This window comes from Acidovorax sp. Leaf160 (assembly GCF_001424265.1).
In the GTDB taxonomy this organism is placed as follows: Bacteria; Pseudomonadota; Gammaproteobacteria; order Burkholderiales; family Burkholderiaceae_C; genus Paracidovorax.
The window spans coordinates 250,874-271,278 of sequence record NZ_LMOV01000023.1; the positions used below are offsets into that span (position 1 = coordinate 250,874).

Annotated in this window: 15 protein-coding genes; 10 read left to right on the forward strand and 5 right to left on the reverse strand. The window is 69.5% G+C overall.

Annotated features, from left to right (window positions below; translation table 11 throughout):
* Window positions 1-238 precede the first annotated feature (238 nt).
* From ASF94_RS11695 to ASF94_RS11740, 10 genes are all read left to right on the forward strand, one after another.
* Complete coding sequence (locus ASF94_RS11695) at window positions 239-1,771, forward strand: NCS1 family nucleobase:cation symporter-1 (protein WP_056666199.1); 1,533 nt, start codon at window positions 239-241, stop codon at window positions 1,769-1,771.
* Between the two features lie 8 nt (window positions 1,772-1,779).
* Entirely contained in the window at window positions 1,780-2,535 is a 756-nt protein-coding gene (locus ASF94_RS11700; protein ID WP_056666202.1) for an aspartate/glutamate racemase family protein, read from the forward strand.
* 223 nt (window positions 2,536-2,758) lie between these two features.
* Window positions 2,759-3,622 (forward strand): GntR family transcriptional regulator, encoded by an 864-nt coding sequence (locus ASF94_RS11705; RefSeq protein WP_056666205.1) that lies wholly within the window; start codon window positions 2,759-2,761, stop codon window positions 3,620-3,622.
* A 202-nt stretch (window positions 3,623-3,824) separates the two neighbouring features.
* Window positions 3,825-5,321, forward strand: coding sequence for a nucleobase:cation symporter-2 family protein (locus ASF94_RS11710; RefSeq protein WP_056666208.1), 1,497 nt, complete (start codon window positions 3,825-3,827; stop codon window positions 5,319-5,321).
* A 205-nt stretch (window positions 5,322-5,526) separates the two neighbouring features.
* Complete coding sequence (locus tag ASF94_RS11715) at window positions 5,527-7,833, forward strand: NADP-dependent malic enzyme (RefSeq protein WP_056666211.1); 2,307 nt, start codon at window positions 5,527-5,529, stop codon at window positions 7,831-7,833.
* 276 nt (window positions 7,834-8,109) lie between these two features.
* Entirely contained in the window at window positions 8,110-9,141 is a 1,032-nt protein-coding gene (locus ASF94_RS11720) for an ABC transporter substrate-binding protein (protein WP_056666214.1), read from the forward strand.
* Window positions 9,142-9,336: 195 nt separating this feature from the next.
* Window positions 9,337-10,161 (forward strand): ABC transporter ATP-binding protein, encoded by an 825-nt coding sequence (locus tag ASF94_RS11725; protein WP_056666217.1) that lies wholly within the window; start codon window positions 9,337-9,339, stop codon window positions 10,159-10,161.
* Between the two features lie 2 nt (window positions 10,162-10,163).
* A complete protein-coding gene (locus ASF94_RS11730) occupies window positions 10,164-10,940 on the forward strand; it encodes an ABC transporter permease (RefSeq protein WP_056666220.1) in 777 nt (258 codons plus the stop codon).
* 301 nt (window positions 10,941-11,241) lie between these two features.
* Window positions 11,242-13,566, forward strand: coding sequence for an FdhF/YdeP family oxidoreductase (locus ASF94_RS11735; protein ID WP_056666223.1), 2,325 nt, complete (start codon window positions 11,242-11,244; stop codon window positions 13,564-13,566).
* 82 nt (window positions 13,567-13,648) lie between these two features.
* On the forward strand, window positions 13,649-14,788 hold the full coding sequence (locus tag ASF94_RS11740) for a catalase family protein (RefSeq protein WP_056666226.1): 1,140 nt from the start codon (window positions 13,649-13,651) through the stop codon (window positions 14,786-14,788).
* A 10-nt stretch (window positions 14,789-14,798) separates the two neighbouring features.
* On the opposite strand, the gene ASF94_RS11745 is transcribed toward ASF94_RS11740, so the two are convergent.
* The 5 genes from ASF94_RS11745 to ASF94_RS11765 are packed head-to-tail and all read right to left on the reverse strand — an operon-like array spanning window position 14,799 to window position 20,389.
* A complete protein-coding gene (locus tag ASF94_RS11745) occupies window positions 14,799-15,803 on the reverse strand; it encodes a sugar kinase (RefSeq protein ID WP_056666229.1) in 1,005 nt (334 codons plus the stop codon).
* Complete coding sequence (locus ASF94_RS11750) at window positions 15,803-17,368, reverse strand: UxaA family hydrolase (protein ID WP_056666231.1); 1,566 nt, start codon at window positions 17,366-17,368, stop codon at window positions 15,803-15,805. Before ASF94_RS11750 ends, ASF94_RS11745 begins: the two co-directional genes overlap by 1 nt.
* Before the next feature lie 39 nt (window positions 17,369-17,407).
* Entirely contained in the window at window positions 17,408-18,553 is a 1,146-nt protein-coding gene (locus tag ASF94_RS11755) for a D-mannonate oxidoreductase (protein WP_056666234.1), read from the reverse strand.
* 6 nt (window positions 18,554-18,559) lie between these two features.
* The gene (locus tag ASF94_RS11760) at window positions 18,560-19,570 is read right to left on the reverse strand and encodes a zinc-binding alcohol dehydrogenase family protein (protein WP_056666237.1); all 1,011 of its coding nucleotides are present in this window, start codon (window positions 19,568-19,570) and stop codon (window positions 18,560-18,562) included.
* Window positions 19,571-19,618: 48 nt separating this feature from the next.
* Window positions 19,619-20,389, reverse strand: coding sequence for a transporter substrate-binding domain-containing protein (locus ASF94_RS11765; protein WP_056666240.1), 771 nt, complete (start codon window positions 20,387-20,389; stop codon window positions 19,619-19,621).
* Window positions 20,390-20,405 lie beyond the last annotated feature (16 nt).

Sequence of the window (20,405 nt, forward strand, 5' to 3'; positions counted from 1 at the left end):
CATCCACGACCGGGCACCGACGAGCCGTTTGCCGGCTGCTGCCCCGGCCTCCTCCACGCGCCCGCCCCGCCGCAGGCCGCGCATGCATCTTGCTCAGCCCAGCGGCAAGCGGGTAAGTCCCATGCTTTGCACCACACCAGGGCCTTGGAATGCCGCCCCGAGTTGTATACAAAGATGGATGCATTAAAAGCGTGCAAAAACTCAACCGCCGCCCCACCACCATGCACCAGGAGAGACCATGCCCACTGTGATTAGTCCTGCCGGCGCCGCAGGCACGCCAGCGACCGCAGCCCCTTCAGCCCTGTCCACCAGCTCGCCGCACGGCGGCAACGCGCTCATCAAGCCGGACTACCACCCGCGCCTGACCAACGAAGACCTCGCTCCGCTGAAAAAGCAGACCTGGGGCCAATACAACATCTTCGCGTTCTGGATGTCGGACGTGCACAGCGTGGGCGGCTACGTCACCGCCGGCAGCCTGTTCGCGCTGGGCCTGTCCAGCTGGCACGTGCTGGCGGCGCTTCTCATCGGCATCGTCATCGTGCAGTTCTTCTGCAACCTGGTGGCCAAGCCCAGCCAGGTGACGGGCGTGCCCTATCCGGTGATCTGCCGCGCGTCGTTCGGCGTGCTGGGCGCCAACATTCCCGCCATCATCCGCGGGCTGATCGCGGTGGCCTGGTACGGCATCCAGACCTACCTGGCCTCCAGCGCCTTCATGATCCTGGCGCTGCATTTCTACCCCTCGCTGGACGCCTATGCCGACGTGGCGCAGCACGGCTTCGCCGGTCTGTCGACCCTGGGCTGGGTGTCGTTCATGGTGATGTGGGTACTGCAGGCGCTGGTGTTCTGGCACGGCATGGAGGCGATCCGCCGCTTCATCGACTGGGCCGGCCCGGGCGTCTACGTGGTGATGGGCATCCTCTGCGGCTGGCTGGTCTGGAAGGCCGGCTGGAAGAACATCGACCTGAACCTGGGCGGCGTGCGCTTCCAGGGCTGGGACGCAGTGCCGGTGATGCTTTCGGCCATCGCGCTGGTGGTGAGCTATTTCAGCGGCCCCATGCTCAACTTCGGCGACTTCTCCCGTTACGGCAAGAGCTTCGATGCGGTCAAGAAGGGCAACTTCTGGGGCCTGCCGGTCAACTTCGTCTTCTTCTCGCTGCTCACCGTCATCACCACCGCCGCCACGCTGCCCGTGTTCGGCGAGCTCATCACCGACCCGGTGCACACCGTGGGCCGCATCGATTCGACCACCGCCGTGGTGCTGGGCGCGCTCACCTTCATGATCGCCACCGTCGGCATCAACATCGTGGCCAACTTCGTGTCGCCCGCGTTCGACTTCTCCAACGTGGCGCCGCAGCACATCAGCTGGCGCACGGGCGGCATGATCGCCGCCGTCGGCTCGATCTTCATCACGCCCTGGAACCTCTACAACAACCCGCAGGTCATCCACTACACGCTGGACATCCTGGGCTCGTTCATCGGCCCGCTGTTCGGCATTCTGATCGCCGACTACTACTTCGTTCGACGCCAGCAGGTGGTGGTGGACGACCTCTACAGCATGAAGCCCGAGGGCCGCTACTGGTACCAGAACGGCTACAACCCCCGCGCCGTGATGACCATGGTGCCCGCCGCGCTGGTGCCCATCCTCTGCGTGATCGTGCCCAGCTGGCGCGGCGCGGCGAACTACGCCTGGTTCATCGGCATGGGCCTGGGCTTCGTCATCTACATGGCCCTGAACCGCGACAAGACCACCACCCACCCCGGAAAGAACTGACTCTCATCGTGCGCATCAAGATCATCAACCCCAACACCACCTGGAGCATGACCGACAAGATCGGCGACTGCGCACGCGCCGTGGCGCGGCCGGGCACCGAGGTGATCGCCGTCAGCCCCGCCATGGGCCCTGCGTCCATCGAAAGCCATTACGACGAGGCCCTGGCCGTGCCCGGCCTGCTGCAGGAGATCGCCCTGGGCGAGGCGGCCGGTGTCGATGGCTATGTGATCGCCTGCTTCGGCGACCCGGGCCTGAAGGCCGCCCGCGAGCTGGCGCGCGGCCCGGTGCTGGGCATCGCCGAAGCGGCCATGCACCTGGCCAGCATGGTGGGGACGCGCTTTTCGGTGGTGACCACGCTCGGCCGCACCATGGGCCAAGCCTGGCACCTGGCCGAGATCTACGGCATGGAACGCTTCTGCGCCAACGTGCGCGCCTGCGAACTGCCGGTGCTGGAGCTGGAAGTGCCCGGCTCCAACGCGCGCGAACGCATCGTGGAGGAATGCCGCCGCGCGCTGGCCGAGGACGGCTGCGACACCATCGTGCTGGGCTGCGCCGGCATGGCCGACCTGTGCGAACACGTCGGCCAGACGCTGGGCGTGCCGGTGATCGACGGCGTGGCGGCCGCCACCACGCTGGTCGAGTCGCTGGTGACGCTGCGGCTGGCGACCAGCAAGCACGGCGAACTGGCGCGCCCGCTGCCCAAGGCGATGGCCGGCGCGCTGGCCGGCTTCGCGCTGGCCGCGGCGGCGCCCGCACGCGCATAGCGGGGTGCGGGGCGGGGCTTAGGGCCCCGTACGCGCCCACCCCGCGCCCACCCCACGCCCGTGGGTGCGGTGACGCGGGGGGCATCTGCTATTTTCTTCATAGCAACATGTTCTGGCACCGCAATCCTTTCGAGCCCATTCGTTCGGAAAACCCTGACGCCGCCTGGGCCTGCCGCTATCTTTCTTGAAACCTTCCGCCCGCCGTCCGCGCCACAATCGCTCCATGTCCCGCGCCGCCCCCTCCCCCGCCCCTGCTCCCAGTGACCCGACCGCGCCTGCCAAGGCGAACGCGCCCCAGGCCCGGCCCGCCGCCCGGCGCGCGCGGGCGCCGAAGCCGGTGACGGGCGAGCCCCCCACCGCGCCCTCTGCGCCCTCCGCGCCCGTCGCGCCGCGCGCCGAGGGCGAAGCCGCCCAGGCTTCCATCGAAAGCATCGCCCGCGACCTGGCCACCGCCATCGTCGAGAAGCGCCTGCCGCCCGGCACCTGGCTGCGCGAGGAGGCGCTGGGCCGCGTCTATTCGGTCAGCCGCACCAAGATCCGCGCGGCCCTGGTGATGCTGGCCAAGGACCGGCTGATCGAGACCGTTCCCGACAAGGGCTCGTTCGTCAGCCGCCCGAGCGTGCAGGAGGCGCGCGAGGTGTTCGCCGTGCGCCGCATCCTCGAAAGCGAAGTCGTGCGCCTCTTCGTGGCGCAGGCCAGCCGCGCCGACTACCAGCTGCTCGAGCAGCACATCCGCTTCGAGCGCAGCACGCTCAAGACCAGCACCACCGCCGGCCACGTGCAGGAAAAGCTGCTGGGCGACTTCCACGTCGCGCTGGCCGAAGCCACCGGCAACCAGACCCTGGCGCAACTGGTGAGCGACCTGGTGGCGCGCTGCTCGCTGATCGCCATGCTCTACCACTCGTCGAACGACCCGCACTGCTCGTCGGGCGAACATGCGGAGTTCCTGCGCATCTGCAAGAGCGGCGACGCCGACGCGGCTGTGGCCTGCATGGTCGAGCACCTGGCCCGCATCGAGGCCAGCCTGGCGCTCGACTCCGAACGCGCCGACCGCCAGCACGACCTGGTCAAGGCGCTGCTGGCCTGATTCCCTCCGGCACCCGCACCCGGCCCCACGCCGGCGGGCCTCAGCGGGGCTCAGCGGGGCTCAGCGGGTGCCAGGGGCGGCAGGGGCGGCCGGGGTGCCGATCGTCGCGGGTTTTCACCGTGGTCTTGGCACCTATTTTGCATACACTTTTTCCATACATCGATGTGTGCAAAAAGGCATCGCGCCCGAAGGAATCCGCCCCATGTCCACCGCTTCCCCCGCCGTCCACCCGGTCGATCAGCACCTGCCCGCCGGCCAGCTCACCGCCCTGGGCCTGCAGCATGTGCTGGTGATGTATGCAGGCGCGGTGGCCGTGCCGCTCATCATCGGCCGCGCGCTCAATCTCACGCCCGACCTGGTGGCCAAGCTCATCTCGGCCGACCTGTTCTGCTGCGGGCTCGTCACACTGATCCAGGCGCTGGGCGCCACGCGCTGGTTCGGCGTGCAGCTGCCCGTGATGATGGGCGTGACCTTCGCGGCGGTGGCGCCCATGGTGTCGATGGCGCAGTCCACCGCCGGGCCGGCCGGCGCGGGGCTGATCTTCGGCTCGGTGATCGGCGCGGGGGTGGTGTCCATCCTGATCGCGCCGCTCATCAGCCGCATGCTGCGCTTCTTCCCGCCGGTGGTCACGGGCACCATCATCGCGGTGATCGGCATCAGCCTGATGCGCGTGGGCATCAACTGGATCTTCGGCAACCCGGTGGGGCCCACGGCGCCGGCCGTGGTCAACCCCGACCATGTGAAGTGGCTGGCCGAAGCGCAGGCCGCGGCCGGCGCGCCGGGGTCTTCGCTGCCGCCGGTGCCGAAAGGCTTCGCGGTGGTGCCCACCGTGCCCAACCCCCGCTACGGCGACCTGACGGGCGTGGGCATCTCGGCGCTGGTGCTGCTGTCCATCCTGCTGATCTCCAAGTTCGCCCGGGGTTTCGTGGCCAACATCTCGGTGCTGCTCGGTATCTGCATCGGCGGCGTAGCCGCCACCGCCATGGGCCTGATGAGCTTCGAGAAGGTGGCCAGGGCGCAGTGGTTCGACCTGGTGCTGCCCTTCGAGATCGCCCTGCCGATCTTCGACCCGGTGCTGATCCTCACCATGACGCTGGTGATGGTCGTGGTGATGATCGAATCCACCGGCATGTTCCTGGCCCTGGGCGAGATGACCGACCGCAAGATCGACCAGGCGGCGCTGACGCGCGGGCTGCGCACCGATGGGCTGGGCACGCTGATCGGCGGCATCTTCAACACCTTTCCGTACACGAGCTTCTCCCAGAATGTCGGGCTGGTGGCGGTGACGGGCGTCAAGAGCCGCTTCGTCTGCGTGGCGGGCGGGCTCATCCTGATCCTGCTGGGCCTGCTGCCCAAGATGGCGGCGCTGGTCGAATCGCTGCCCACCGTGGTGCTGGGCGGCGCGGGGCTGGTGATGTTCGGCATGGTGGCGGCCACCGGCATCCGCATCCTGGGCGCGGTGGACTTCAAAGGCAACCGCTTCAACGCGATGATCGTGGCGGTCTCCATCGGCGTCGGCATGGTGCCGCTGGTGGCGCCCAACTTCCGCCAATGGATGCCGCACTCTATTCACCCGCTCATCGAATCCGGTATTCTGCTGGCCTCGATCACCGCCGTGCTCCTGAATGTCTTCTTCAATGGCGCCAGCCGCGACACCTCCGCGGCCGTGGACGCTGCCCGGCAGGCCGACGCGCACTGACGCCGGCCCGCGCCGCAGGACGAGCCCCGCACCGGGGTTCGCCGCATCCCGGCCGCCCCCGCGCCGCCCCGTGCACCGGGCGGCCGCAGGTCATGCGCACAACGCATGGGCCGAGGGTGGCACCGCCCAGGCACGGCGTTAAGCTCGACCGGCACCGCCTTTTCGTTCTCTGCACCTTGCACCCAGCACCTTCTCGGGAATCCGTATGACCCAGCAACTGTCCGCCGCCGAAGCGGCCCTGCGCGAAGCCGCACTCGAATACCACCGCAGCCCCGTGCGCGGCAAGATCTCCGTCACCCCCACCAAGCCCCTGTCCAACCAGCGCGACCTGTCGCTGGCCTACTCCCCCGGCGTGGCCTACCCGTGCCTGGACATCCAGGCCGACCCCTCGCTGGCTTTCGACTACACCTCCCGCGGCAACCTGGTCGGCGTGATCACCAACGGCACGGCCGTGCTGGGCCTGGGCGACATCGGCCCGCTGGCCGGCAAGCCGGTGATGGAAGGCAAGGGGTGCCTGTTCAAGAAGTTCGCGGGCGTCGATGTGTTCGACATCGAGCTGGCCGAGCGCGACCCGGACAAGATCATCGACATCGTGGCCGCCCTGGAGCCCACGCTGGGCGGCATCAACCTGGAAGACATCAAGGCGCCCGAGTGCTTCTACATCGAGCGCGAGCTGTCCAAGCGCATGAACATCCCGGTGTTCCATGACGACCAGCACGGCACGGCCATCATCTCCAGCGCCGCGCTGCTCAACGGCCTGGAACTGGTGGGCAAGGACATCGGCGCCGTCAAGGTCGCCGTCTCCGGCGCCGGTGCCGCCGCCATCGCCTGCCTGGACGTGATGGTGGGCCTGGGCGTGAAGCGCGAGAACATCTACGTGGTCGATTCCAAGGGCGTGATCCACGAGGGCCGCGGCCCGCTGGACGAATCCAAGGCCCGCTACGCGCAGCAGACCGACGCCCGCACCCTGGCCGACGTGGTGAACGGCGCCGACGTGTTCCTGGGCTGCTCGGCCCCTGGCGTGCTGACGGCCGAGATGGTCAAGACCATGGCGGACAAGCCGATCATCCTGGCGCTGGCCAACCCCGAGCCCGAGATCCGCCCGGAACTCGCCAAGGCCATCCGCCCCGACTGCATCATCGCCACCGGCCGTTCGGACTATCCGAACCAGGTGAACAACGTGCTGTGCTTCCCCTACATCTTCCGCGGCGCGCTCGACTGCGGCGCGACGAAGATCACCGAAGCCATGAAGCTCGCCTGCGTGCGCGAGATCGCCGACCTGGCCAAGGCCGAGATGAGCGACGAGGTGGCTGCGGCCTATGCGGGCCAGGAACTGTCCTTCGGCCCCGACTACCTGATCCCCACGCCCTTCGATGCGCGCCTGATCCTGCGCATCGCCCCGGCCGTGGCCAAGGCCGCGCAGGAGTCGGGCGTGGCCACGCGCCCCATCGAGGACTACGCCGCCTACCGCGAAAGCCTGACCCGCTTCGTCTACCAGACCAGCATGTTCATGCGCCCCGTGTTCGCCGCCGCCAAGGCCGCGCCCCAGCGCGTGGCCTATGCCGAGGGCGAGGACGACCGCGTGCTGCGCGCCGCCCAGGTGGCGGTCGATGACGGCCTGGCCAAGCCCATCCTGATCGGCCGCCCCGCCGTGATCGAGATGCGCATCAAGAAGGCCGGCCTGCGCATCCAGCCGGGCCGCGACGTGGAGATCTGCGACCCTGAGGACGACCCGCGCTTCCGCCAGTACTGGGAGGCGTATCACGCCCTCATGGGCCGCGACGGCATCACGCCCGACACCGCGAAGGCGGCCGTGCGCCGCTCCAACACGCTGATCGGCGCGCTGATGGTGCACCTGGGCGACGCCGACGCGCTGCTGTGCGGGCTGGTGGGCCGCTTCGACAACCACCTGGACCACATCCGCCACGTCATCGGCCTGAAGGACGGCACGCCCGGCTTCGCCACCGTGAACGCGCTGATGCTCGACCAGCACACGCTGTTCATCGCCGACACCTACATCAACGAGGACCCCACGGCCGAACAGCTGGCCGGCATCGCGCAGCTGGCGGCCGAAGAGGTGCAGCGCTTCGGCCTGCCGCCCAAGGTGGCCTTCCTGTCGCACTCCAACTACGGCTCTTCCACGCGCCCCTCGGCGCGCAAGATGCGTGCCGCGCGCGACCTGTTCAAGGCCGCCACGCCGGACATCGAATGCGACGGCGAAATGCACGGCGATGCGGCGCTGTCGGAAAGCGTGCGCCAGAAGTCGCTGATCGAAACCACGCTGGAAGGCGCGGCCAACGTGCTGATCTGCCCCAACCTGGACGCCGCGAACATTCTGTTCAACGTGCTGAAGACCACCGGCAGCCACGGCACCACCATCGGCCCGATCCTGCTGGGCGCCGCCGCCTCCGCGCATGTGCTGACGCCTTCTTCCACCGTGCGCCGGGTGGTCAACATGACGGCCCTGGCCGCAGCCAACGCCGCGGCGGACAAGCTGCGGCGCGCCGGCTGATCGCTGGCCGATCGCCGGATGGCGGGCAGGTCCCGCCGCTTGCCTGCCCGCCGGGTGCCTAGCCCCGGCCGACCCACTCCCACGCCGCGTCATCGCGGCGTTTTTCATGGCGTAAGCCCGCTTGCACCAGTTTGGTGAGCGCACCATCATCCTTGCCACAAGGAGATGGCCCCTTCTGTATACAAAAACGGGCATCGATCTTGCGAACCCCCATGGGATGGCGCGCCCCGCTGCGGCCGCGCTCCTCCCACGCTCACGACTGAACGGAGTTCCCGCATGAACAAACGATCCCTGCTGCAAGCCGCCCTGGCCCTCGCCTGCTCCGGCGCCTTCTCCCTGGCCCACGCGCAGACGCCTACGCCGATCAAGTTCCAGCTCGACTGGCGTTTCGAGGGCCCTTCGGCCTTCTTCCTGCTGCCCACGGCCAAGGGCTACTTCAAGGACGCCGGCCTCAACGTGACGGTGGATGCGGGCAACGGCTCGGGCGGCGCGGTGCAGCGCGTGGCCTCCGGCGCCTATGACATGGGCTTCGCCGATCTGGCGGCGGTGATGGAATTCCACGCCAACAACCCCGACGCGCAGAACAAGCCCGTGGCGGTGATGATGGTCTACAACAACACGCCCGCGTCGGTGATGGCGCTGAAGAAAAGCGGCATCGCCAAGCCCGCCGACCTGGCCGGCAAGAAGATGGGCGCGCCGGTGTTCGACGCCGGCCGCCGCGCCTTCCCGATCTTCGCCAAGGCCAACGGCGTGGGCAACGTGCAGTGGATCGCCATGGACCCGCCGCTGCGCGAAACCATGCTGGTGCGCGGCGACGTGGACGCGATCACCGGCTTCACCTTCACCTCGCTGCTGAACCTGGAAGCACGCGGCGCCAAGGCCAGCGACGTGGTCGTGCTGCCCTACCCCGACTACGGCGTGAAGCTCTACGGCAACGTGATCATCGCCAGCCCCAAGCTGGTCAAGGAGAACCCCGAAGCCATCAAGGCGTTCCTGAAGGCTTTCACCAAGGGCGCCAAGGAAGTCATCGCCAACCCGGGCGCCGCCATCGCCCACGTGAAGGAGCGCGACGGCATCGTCAACACACAGCTGGAAACGCGCCGCCTGCAGCTGGCCATCGACACCGTCATCAACAGCCCCGACGCACGCGCCGAAGGCTTCGGCCAGACCAAGCCGCAGCGGCTGGCGCTGATGGCCTCGCAGGTGTCCGACACCTTCGCCACCAAGTCGCGCGTGAATGCTGACGCAGTGTGGAACGGCAGCTTCCTGCCCCCGGCGGCCGACCTGAACATCCTGCCGCGCAAGTGAGCCGGGCGAGCGGCACGGCCTGCGTGCACGGCGCGGGCGGGCCTGCCGCCCGCAGCGGGCACGGCACCGGCCGGATGCGCGGGCACGGTCTGCCGGCCATCGTGCTCGCCGCACCGTGCTGCGCTTATTTTGCTATTATTTTAATAGCTAAACGCCCTTGTACATCAAGCGCGGGAAGCCATTTTCATTCATATCATGCTGGCTGAAGACTCCTATTTCGTGGACTTCCGTGACGTCTGGCTCGCCTACAACGACGAGCTGCTCGCACAGAACCACTTCGCCGTGGAAGCCATCGACCTGCAGGTGCGGCGGGGTGAATTCATCGCCATCGTCGGGCCCTCGGGCTGCGGCAAGTCCACCTTCATGAAGCTGGCCACCGGCCTCAAGATGCCCTCGATGGGCAAGATCCGCATCGACGGGCAGCCGGTAACGGGCCCGCTGAAGATCTCCGGCATGGCGTTCCAGGCGCCTTCGCTGCTGCCCTGGCGCACCACGGTCGACAACGTGCTGCTGCCGCTCGAGATCGTCGAGCCCCACCGCAGCCAGTTCAAGGCCCGCCGCAAGGAATACGTGGCCCGCGCCCGCGCCCTGCTGCAGAAGGTGGGCCTGGGCGGCTATGAAGACAAGTTCCCGTGGCAGCTCTCGGGCGGCATGCAGCAGCGGGCCAGCATCTGCCGCGCCCTCATCCACGAGCCCAAGATGCTGCTGCTGGACGAGCCCTTCGGCGCGCTCGACGCGTTCACCCGCGAGGAGCTCTGGTGCATCCTGCGCGACCTGCAGGCCGAGCAGCAGTTCAACGTCATCCTCGTCACGCACGACCTGCGCGAGAGCGTGTTCCTGGCCGACACCGTGTATGTGATGAGCAAGAGCCCCGGCCGCTTCGTCGTCAGGCGCGACATCGAGCTGCCGCGCCCGCGCGAGCTGGAACTGACCTACACCAAGGAATTCACCGACATCGTGCTGGAGCTGCGCGGCCACATCGGTGCGCTGCGCAAGACCGGCGGGGAGATTACCCAGTGAGCATGACCGTCCAACACCGAAAGCAGGTCGAGCGCTGGTCGCCGTGGGTGCTGCTGTTCACCGTCATCGTGCTGTGGCAGGTCATCTGCTCGGCCTTCGACGTCTCCGAATTCATCTTCCCGAGTCCGCTGGCCATCTGGAACCAGTTCGTCGAATTCAAGTGGATCATCGCCGGCCATGCCTGGCGCACCTTCTGGGTGACGATGGCGGGCTTTGGCATCGCCATCGTCGTGGGGGTGCTGCTGGGCTTTCTGATCGGCTCTTCACGCCTGGCGTATGCCGCCGTCTATCCGCTGATGACCGCCTTCAACGCCTTGCCGAAGGCCGCCTTCGTGCCCATCCTGGTGGTGTGGTTCGGCATCGGCGTGGGGCCGGCCATCCTGACGGCGTTCCTCATCAGCTTCTTCCCGATCATGGTGAACATCGCCACCGGCCTGGCGACGCTGGAGCCCGAGCTGGAAGACGTGCTGCGCGTGCTGGGCGCCAAGCGCTGGGACGTGCTGGTGAAGGTGGGCATGCCGCGTTCCCTGCCCTACTTCTACGGCTCGCTCAAGGTGGCCATCACCCTGGCCTTCGTCGGCACCACGGTGAGCGAGATGACCGCCGCCAACGAGGGCATCGGCTACCTGCTGATCTCCGCCGGATCGTCCATGCAGATGGGCCTGGCCTTTGCCGGCCTGATGGTGGTGGGTGCGATGGCGATGGTGATGTACGAGCTCTTCAGCGTGCTGGAAAAGCACACCACCGGCTGGGCGCACCGGGGTTCGCAGGGCGGCTGAAAGCCCGAGCAAATCATGCGGTGGGGCACTGCGCGCCGCCCCGCCCACCGGCCCCACGCCCTGGCGGCACGGGGCAGCACAGGGCGCCACGCGGCCAGTGCGAACCTCCGGGCCACCCCGGCCCGGCGCAAACCCGAGACGCACGCAGCCACCGTGTCGGCCGCCGCCGCGTCTTGCCATCAGGCTGCCTGTCAGACAGGCGTGGACGCGCCATTTGGCGGGTAACCTGACCTGACCGGTCCCTGCGGGGACGTTCAGGAGAACCCCATGCACCAGCGCGGCGACGCATCGAGAGCGTCCCATGACCGATAACCTGCCCGCCCCGGGCCACGGCGCGGCCGACGCCGCCGCAGACAGCGGACCACCCAGCGCTGGCGGCTGGGGCTCCATCAAGGCGGTCGCCGGCAGCCTGCTGCGCGACCGGCCCGGCATCGCCGTCGTGAAGGCGCTGGCGCTGCAGAACAAGCACGAGGGGTTCACCTGCTCCAGCTGCGCCTGGGCCAAGCCTGCGCATCCGCATGCGGCCGAATTCTGCGAAGCCGGCGCCAAGGCCACGACCTGGGAGCTGACCGGCAAGCGGGCCGGCGCCGACTTCTTCGAGCGGCACACGCTGGCCGATCTGGCCGGCTGGTCCGACCACGCGCTGGAGGCGGCCGGCCGGCTGACGGTGCCGCTGCGCTACGACGCCTGCCTCGACCGCTACCGCGAGATATCGTGGGAAGAAGCCTTCGACGGCATCGGCCGCGAACTGCGGGCTCTGGAGCCCGATTCGGTAGTGTTCTACGCCTCCGGCCGCGCGTCGCTGGAAACCTCCTACCTCTGGCAGTTGTTCGCCCGGCTCTACGGCACCAACAACCTGCCCGACAGCTCCAACATGTGCCACGAGAGCACCTCGGTCGGCCTGAAGAAATCCATCGGCTCGCCGGTCGGCACGGTGGACCTGGACGACTTCGAGCACTGCGACGCGATCTTCTTCTTCGGCCAGAACGTCGGTGTCTCCAGCCCGCGCATGCTGCACCCGCTGCAGGAGGCCCGCCAGCGCGGCGTGCCCATCGTCACCTTCAACCCGCTGCGGGAGAGCGGGCTGGTGGCCTTCAGCAACCCCCAGTCGCCGGTGGAGATGCTCACACCCGGCAGCACCGACATCAGCACGCAGTACCTGCAGGTGCGCCCGGGCGGCGACGTGGCGGCCCTGACCGGCCTGTGCAAATGCGTCATCGAGGCCGACGACGCCGCTCAGGCGGCAGGCGGCGCGCGGGTCATCGACGCTCAGTTCGTGGCCGAACACACGCAGGGCTATGACGCACTGGCGCAGGCGATGCGCGCGGCGTCGTGGGACGACATCGAACGCGAATCGGGCCTGTCGCGCGCCAGCCTGGAGCAGGCCGCCCAGACCTACATGGGTGCCCAGCGCGTGATCGGGGTGTACGGCATGGGCCTGACCCAGCACCGGGAGGGCGTGCTCAACGTGCAGATGCTGGCCAACTGGCTGCTGCTGCGCGGCAACGTGGGCAAGCCCGGCGCGGGGCTCTGCCCGGTGCGCGGCCATTCCAACGTGCAGGGCCAGCGCACGGTCGGCATCACCGAGAAGCCGGAACTGGCACCGCTGGACCAGCTCGCCCGGCAGTTCCAGTTCGAGCCGCCGCGCCACAAGGGCCTGGACACCGTGGGCGCCTGCCAGGGCGTGCTGGACGGCTCGGTGCGGGCGTTCCTGGGATTGGGCGGCAACTTCGTGCGCGCCGTGCCCGAGACCGCGCTGGTGGAAGCGGCCTGGCAGCGCCTGCGGCTGACCGTGCAGATCGCCACCAAGCTCAACCGCAGCCACGTCACGCGTGGCGAGGTCGCCTACCTGCTGCCCTGCCTGGGCCGGGTGGAGATCGACCGGCAAGCCACCGGCGAGCAGACGGTGTCCACCGAGGACTCCACGGGCGTCATGCACCCTTCGCGCGGCGTCGCCGAGCCGGCGGCGCCAACGCTCAGGTCCGAGCTGGCGATCGTCGCAGGCATCGCGCAGGCCACGCTGCCCCCGGACGGCACCGTGCCCTGGCAGGCGTGGACGGCCGACTATGCCCGCGTGCGCCGCGCCATCGCAGAGACCTTCCCCCATATCTTCCATGACTTCAACGAACGGCTGGCCACGCCGGGCGGCTTCGCGCGGCCCAACGCGGCACGCGAGCGCGTCTGGGAGACGGAGAGCGGAAAGGCCGTCTTCACGGCGCCGCACGGCATGAACGCCGACCCGGACGAAGTGCCCACGCCCGTGCAGGGCGAGGTGCTGCGCCTCTTCACCATCCGCAGCGACGACCAGTTCAACACCACCATCTACAGCCTGGACGACCGCTTCCGCCGCATCGAGGGCAACCGGCGCGTGCTGCTCATGAACGCCCATGACATCGACCGGCTGGGCCTGCAGGCCGGCGCGCTGGTCACTGCCCGCACCGAGTGGCACCAGGACGACGTGCGCCGCGAGGTGGCCGGCCTCACCGTGGTGGCCTACGACCTGCCGCAGGGATCGGTCGCCGGGTACTACCCGGAACTCAATTCCCTGATGCCGCTGAACCACCACGCCAAGGAAAGCCACGTGCCCGCGGCCAAGTCCATTCCGATCCGCGTGACGGCAGGCTGATGCGGGGGCGCTCCGCCCGCCGGCTCTGCCCTTCCAAGCCCTTTCACTCTTTTCTCTCCACCGCTTCAGCCCGAGACCTCCCATGCCTCCAGACACCGCCCCGGCTTCGCCCGTCCCCTACCACGCCGCCGTCGAACAGATGGAGCCCGATGAACCCCAGGTGACCGAGGAGCTGGACCAGACGCTGGGCAAGATCCGCGAGAAGACCTTCGAGAACAGCGGCCACGCGCGGCGCAGCGTGCACGCCAAGGCCCACGGCGTGCTGCGTGCGCAGCTGACCGTGCTGCCCGGCCTGCCGGAGCCGTTGGCGCAGGGCCTCTTCGCCCAACCCGGTACGTACGACGCGATCATGCGTTTCTCCACCAACCCGGGCGACGTGCTGGACGACAAGGTGTCGCTGCCGCGCGGCCTCGGCCTGAAGATCCTGGGCGTGCCCGGTGCGCGGCTGCCAGGGTCCGAAGGCGACACCACGCAGAACTTCCTCTTCGTCGACAGCCCGGTGTTCGCCGCGCCCACGGCCAAGAAGTTTCTCGGCAACCTCAAGCCGCTGGCCGCCACCACCGATGTGGCCGAAGGCGCGAAGAAGGCCCTGTCGGCCACCCTGCAGCTGGCCGAGCGCGTCGTCGAGGCCTTCGGCGGCCAAAGCGGCAAGTTGATCGGCCTGGGCGGCCACGCGCCCACCCATGTGCTGGGCGCCACCTTCTTCACCGCCGCAGCGCTGCGGCACGGCCGCTACATCGCCAAGCTGTCGCTCGCGCCGGCCTCGGCGGAGCTGCAGGCCCTGGTCGACCAGAAGGTGGATCTGGACGGCCGCCCGAACGGCCTGCGCGAGGAGGTGGTGCGCTTCATGGCCGCGCACGGCGCCGAATGGGAGCTGCGCGTGCAGCTCTGCACCGATCGGGAAAGGATGCCCGTCGAGGACGCGTCGGTCGAGTGGCCGCAGGACGAGAGCCCCTACGTCACCGTCGCCCGGCTGACGGCGCCGCCGCAAAGCGCCTGGAGCGACGCCATCGCCGCCGTCTCCGAGGACGGCCTGTTCTTCAGCCCCTGGCGCGGCCTGGCCGACCACCAGCCGCTCGGGAACGTGATGCGCGTGCGCAAGCTGGCCTATGAAAGATCGGCCCGGTTCCGGGCGGAACACAACGGCACGCCGGTGCTGGAGCCGACGGCGCTGCCAGCGGCCCTGCAGGAGCCGCCGCGGCCAGCGGCAGAGCAGGCTTGACCCGGCGTGACTACGGCGCTGCAGCCCCTGCCGCCCCTGCGCCCCCTGCGTCGGCGTCGAGCAGTTCCGCACGGTTGGGCAGACCGTCGGAATCCCCGGGAAAACCCACCACCCGCGCACCGATGGCGTTGCCGCGGGCCGCGGCCTGCGCCAGCGAAAGCCCTTCGAGCAGGCCGCTGACCACGCCGACCGCGAAGCCGTCCCCCGCGCCGACGGTATCCACCACCTGCGCCACGGCAATGCCCGGCGAATGGCCAGCGGGCCCGCCGCGCTCTGCGTAGTAGGCCCCCTCGGGCCCCAGCTTCACGACGACCTGCCTTGCACCGCGCTCCAGGTAGAAAGCGGCGATGTCCTCGGCCGTGTCTTGGCCCGTCAGCAGGCGGCCTTCGGCCAGGCCCGGCAGCACCAGGTCGCTGAGCGATGCCAGCGCGTTGACGCAGTCGGCCATGGCCTCGGGCGAAGGCCACAGCCGTGGACGCAGATTCGGGTCGAAGGACACCGTGGCGCCGGCCGCGCGGGCCTGGCGTGCGAGATGGAAGGCGAGCTCGCGGGTGCTGGGCGACAGCGCCGGCGTGATGCCGGTCAGGTGCAGATGGCGTGCAGGAAAGGCGCCTGCGGGTGCGTCCGCCAGACCCAGGCGGCTGGCGGCCGAGCCCTTGCGGAAGTACTCGATCTGCGGGTCGCTGCCGTCGTCGGCCCGCGTCTTGAGCATGAACCCGGTGGGGTGGGCGTCGTCCTGGGCGACGAAGCGCGCGTCGATGCCTTCACTCGCCAGCACGCCTTGCAGGAACCGGCCGAACGAATCGCGCCCCAGCCGCGTGATGTAGCCGGTGCGCAGGCCGAGCCGGGCCAGGCCCGTCGCCACGTTCAGCTCGGCGCCCGCCGGCACGCGGCGGAAGTCGGCCACCGCATGCAGTTCGCCCGGCTGGGTCGCCATGAAAAGCGCCATGGGCTCGCCCACGGTCAGGGCGTCCAGCAGGCCGGGGCCAGAGGGTTGCGGATTGCGGCCTTCCATCACATCACGGCTCCCAGTTGCCAGGGCAGGAATTCATTGTCGCCCAGCCCGTTCTCTTCGCTCTTGCTGCGCTGGCCGGAGGCGGTGGCGACCATCAGGCGGAACAGCGCCTCGCCGGCCTCGTCGATGGTCTGCCGGCCGTCCACGATGCCGCCGCAGTCGAAGTCCATGTCGAGCGACATGCGCTGGAACATCGGGGTGTTGGTGGCCAGCTTGAGCGAGGGCGTGGGCTTGCACCCGTAGGTGGAGCCGCGCCCGGTGGTAAAGCAGATCAGGTTGGCGCCGCCCGCCACCTGGCCCGTGGCGGAGACGGGGTCGTAGCCCGGCGTGTCCATGAACACCAGGCCGTGCGTGCGCACCGGCTCGGCGTACTCCAGCACCTCCATCAGGCCGGTGGAGCCCGCCTTGGCGACGGCGCCGAGCGACTTCTCCAGAATGGTGGTGATGCCGCCGGCCTTGTTGCCGGGCGACGGGTTGTTGTTCAGGTCGCCGCCGTGCAGCGCGGCATAGCGCTCCCACCAGGCCAGCCGTTGCATCAGCTTGTCGGCCACGGCGGGCGTGGCGGCGCGGTGGGTCAGCAGGTGTTCCGCGCCGTAGATCTCGGGTGTTTCCGACAGGATGGCGGTGCCGCCGTGGCGCACCACCCGGTCGACCGCAGCCCCCAGCGCGGGGTTGGCGCTGATGCCGGAATAGCCGTCGGAGCCGCCGCACTGCAGCCCCACCGTCAGGTGCGACAGGGGCACCGGCTGGCGCCGCGCCTGGTTGGCCTGCTCCAGCATCTGGCGCAGGAGCTGCTGGCCCGCCGCGATGGTCTCCCGCGTGCCGCCCTCGTCCTGGATGGTGAGCGTGGCGAACATGCCCGGCGCGCGGGCGGTCAGCGTCTCGACCAGCGGCGCAATCTGGTTGACCTCGCAACCCAGCCCGATGACCAGCACGCCGGCGAAGTTGGGGTGGTTGGCATAGCCGCGCAACGTGCGCTGCAGCAGCGCCAGCCCTTCGCCGTCGCCGCCCATGCCGCAGCCGCTGCCGTGGGTGATGGCCACCACGCCGTCCACCTGCGGCCACGCCGCCAGCGCCGGGCCGCGGAACGCGTCAGCGATGTGCCGGCACACGGTGGCCGAGCAGTTGACGCTGGCGATCACGCCCAGGTAGTTGCGCGTGCCGACGCGGCCGTCGGGCCGCACGAAGCCGTCGAAGCTGAGCGGTGCCGGCGCGCGCTCGGTCGGCCGAAAGCCCGCACCCGCGGCGTGCCCGTGGCTGGAGGCCGTCATGCCGACGTTGTGCACATGCACGTGCTCGCCCTCGGCGACCGGCGCGGTCGCCACGCCGATGCTCTGGCCGTACTTGCGCACCACATCGCCCATGGCAATGGGTTCGAGCGCCAGCTTGTGGCCCGAGGGGATCGGCTGGCGAACCACCACGGTGCGCGTGCCGACGGTCACGGCCTCCTGGGCCTGCAGGTCGCGGCGGGCCACCGCCACGTTGTCGGTGGCGGCCAGTTGCAGCACCGCAGGTGCTGCGGGCGCGCCGCCTGCGGGGGTCGATGCGTTGTGCGGAGAGGTCATCGTCGCTGTGTGGAAAAGGATGAGGGGCGAATGGCCCTGTCAGGCACCGTGCGCCATCGCCGCCCGAAGACGGGGCTGGGCCAGCTGCGGCGCCCGCTCGGCCGCCAGGGCCAGGATGGGGCCGAACCGCCGCAGCTTCTTTTGCGCGTGGTTCTGCGCGATGTCAGCGATGCGGTGGTCGAGGAACGGGTTGGCGAAGCGCTCGCGCACGTCGGCCAGGTAGGCATCCGCCTGGGCCCGCGCGGCAGCGCCCAGGCTGTCGAAGACGGGCAGGATTTCCTCGCTCCAGAGCGCCTCCAGCGCCGCCCGCTGCTCGCGGTCGGCCATGGCCTGCCTGACGGTGGCTGCCGGGTCGCTGCCGCCGCGCAGCCACTGCTCGGCCAGGAAGGTGTGGCCGCCATTGAGCAGGAAGAGCTTGAGCCGCTCGTGGAATGCCAGGTCGTCGGTGAGCACGATGGCGGGGTGCTGGCAGGGCAGTTGCAGGCCCGGGCGGCGCTCGATGGCCCAGAGCGCATAGGGCTCGGCCACGGCGCCGACCGGCTCGATGGCCTCGGACACGATGCGGTCCACCAGCGAGTTGGCCCAGACGCAGTGCGTGCCGAGCCAGCCGATGCACTCGGCGGGCAGCTGCCACTGCCGCGCCAGCCCGGTCACCAGGCCGCAGAGCACATCGCCGTTGCGCTCGACCAGCTCGCACGGGAGCAAGGTGAGCGGCAGCCGGGGCGCCGCCTGCCAGCGGCCGTGCAGCAGCACCAGCAGCTTGGCAGGGAAGCTGCGCGGCGGCGCGCTGCCGGGTGCCAGCGACTCGGGGCCGTCGCGCTCGTCGAGCAGGTAGCCCGTGTCCGCCGTGTTCGACACGATCACGCGCACCTCGCTCGCCACCTGCGCCCGCAGCTGCGGCCAGTGGCTGGACGCGGAGCAGGCGGCCTGCACCGCCGTGCACTGCACCGTGCGGTCCACCACCTCGCCGCCGGCCAGTCCGCGCACCCGCACCGGGTAGCCGCCGCCATGGGCCAGCGCGGCCACGCGGGCGGCGCCTTCGGGGCGCTCGGTGGTCTGCACCACGGTGATCGCTCCCAGCGCATCGCTGGCGCCGCCGGTTCCGGCCAGCGCCTCGGAGACGAAGAGATCGACGTGCGCCAGCAGGAAGCGGCTGGTGCCCAGCTGAAGAATCGGCCGTGCCATGGCGGGTCAGACCTCGACGATGGCCTTGACCACGCCGCGCGCCGGGTCGAGCAGTTGCGCGAACTCGGCGGGCACGTCGGCCAGCGCCATGCGGTGGGTGTTCAGGGCGGCGGTGGGAACCTGTCCCGCGCGCATGGCCGCCAGCACCGCCTCGAAGTCTTCGGCCGTCGCGTTGCGGCTGCCCAGCAGCGTGGTTTCGCGCTTGTGGAACTCGGGGTCGGAGAAGGTGATGGTGTCGCGCACCACCGAGATCAGCACGTAGGTGCCGCCATGCGCCACGAAGCCGAAGCCTCGTTCGATGGCCTTGGCATTGCCCGTGGCGTCGAACACCTGGTCGAAGAATTCGCCCTGGGTGGCGGACGAGAGCTGCTCGACGTCGCCCTCGCCCAGCGTGACTGCGTGGGCCACGACCAGTTCGCGCCGGCAGAAGTCCACGCGGTCCTGGCGGCCGTCGATGGCCGTCACCTCGGCGCCGCGCAGCCGCGCGAAAATCATGGCCGCCATGCCGATGGGGCCGGCGCCCACGACCAGCACGCGCTGGCCGCGCTGCACGTTGCCCCGGCGCACGGCGTGCGCGCCGATGGCGAGGAATTCGATCATCGCCGCCTGGTCCAGCGTGACCCCGTCCGCCTTGTGCACGAAGGCCTCGGGCAGCGACAGGTATTCGGTGAAGGCGCCATCGCGGTGCACGCCCAGCACCTGGATGTTCACGCAGCAGTTCGTCTTGCCCTGCCGGCACGCCACACAGGTGCCGCACGACAGATAGGGCATGACGTAGGCCGCATCGCCCGCCACCAGCCGCCCGCCCGGCACGCCCTCCTCCACCACGCCCGACAGCTCATGCCCCATCACGCGGGGGTACTGCAGGAAGGGCTGGTTGCCGGTGAAGATGTGCAGGTCGGTTCCGCACACGCCCACGCGCCTGACGCGCAGCAGCACCTCGCCCTCGCCGCGCACGGGGCGTTCTCGTTGCTCGGCGCGCAGGGTGCCAGGGGTTTCGCAGATGACGGTCAGCATGGGAAGGGCTCGCAAGGAAGGGGATGAAGGTGCAAACGGATCGGCTGCTCAGTTGCCGTGGTATTTCTTGTAGATCGCGGTGAGCTTGCCGTTCTCGGTGTTCTTGGCGATCCAGTCGTTGATCCAGGCCTTCAGCTCGGGCTCGTTCTTGCGCAGGCCGATGCCCAGCGGCACGGTGGACATGACGAACTTCTGCTCCAGGTCTTTCTGCGGCACCTTGGCCCGCACGGTGTTGACGATGGCCGGCGAGGTGGCGATGAAGTCGGCCTGGCCGCTGACGGCGGCGGTGACCAGCGTGGCGTCGTCGTCGAAGCGCACGATCTGCGCATCTTTCGCACCCGCCGTCACGACCTTGTCGTTGTTGGAGCCGCGGGTGGTCGCCACGCGCTTGCCCTTGAGGTCGTCGAAGCCCTTGACCTGCGCGGCCTTCGGCCCGGCGACGACGGCGAGGATCTGCGCATAGGGCACCGAGAAGTCGATGACCTTCTCGCGGTCGGGGGTCACCGACAGCGACGCCACCACGATGTCGGCCTTGCCGGTCTGCAGGAACGGGATGCGGTTGGGGCTGGTGGTCTGCACCATTTCCAGGGCCACGCCGAGGTCGCTGGCGAGCAGCTGGGCGGTTTCCACGTCGGAGCCGACCGGCTTCATGGCGCCGTCGACGAAGCCGTAGGGGGGCGAGCCGGTGTCGAGCGCGATGCGGATCTTCTTCGCTTCGCGGATGTCCTTGAGCAGGTCGGCGTGCGCGGCGCCGGCACCGAGGGTCAGCAAGGCGGCAGCGGCGACGAGGCTGCGAACGAGGTGGGAACGGCGGATCATGGTGGTTGTCTCCTGG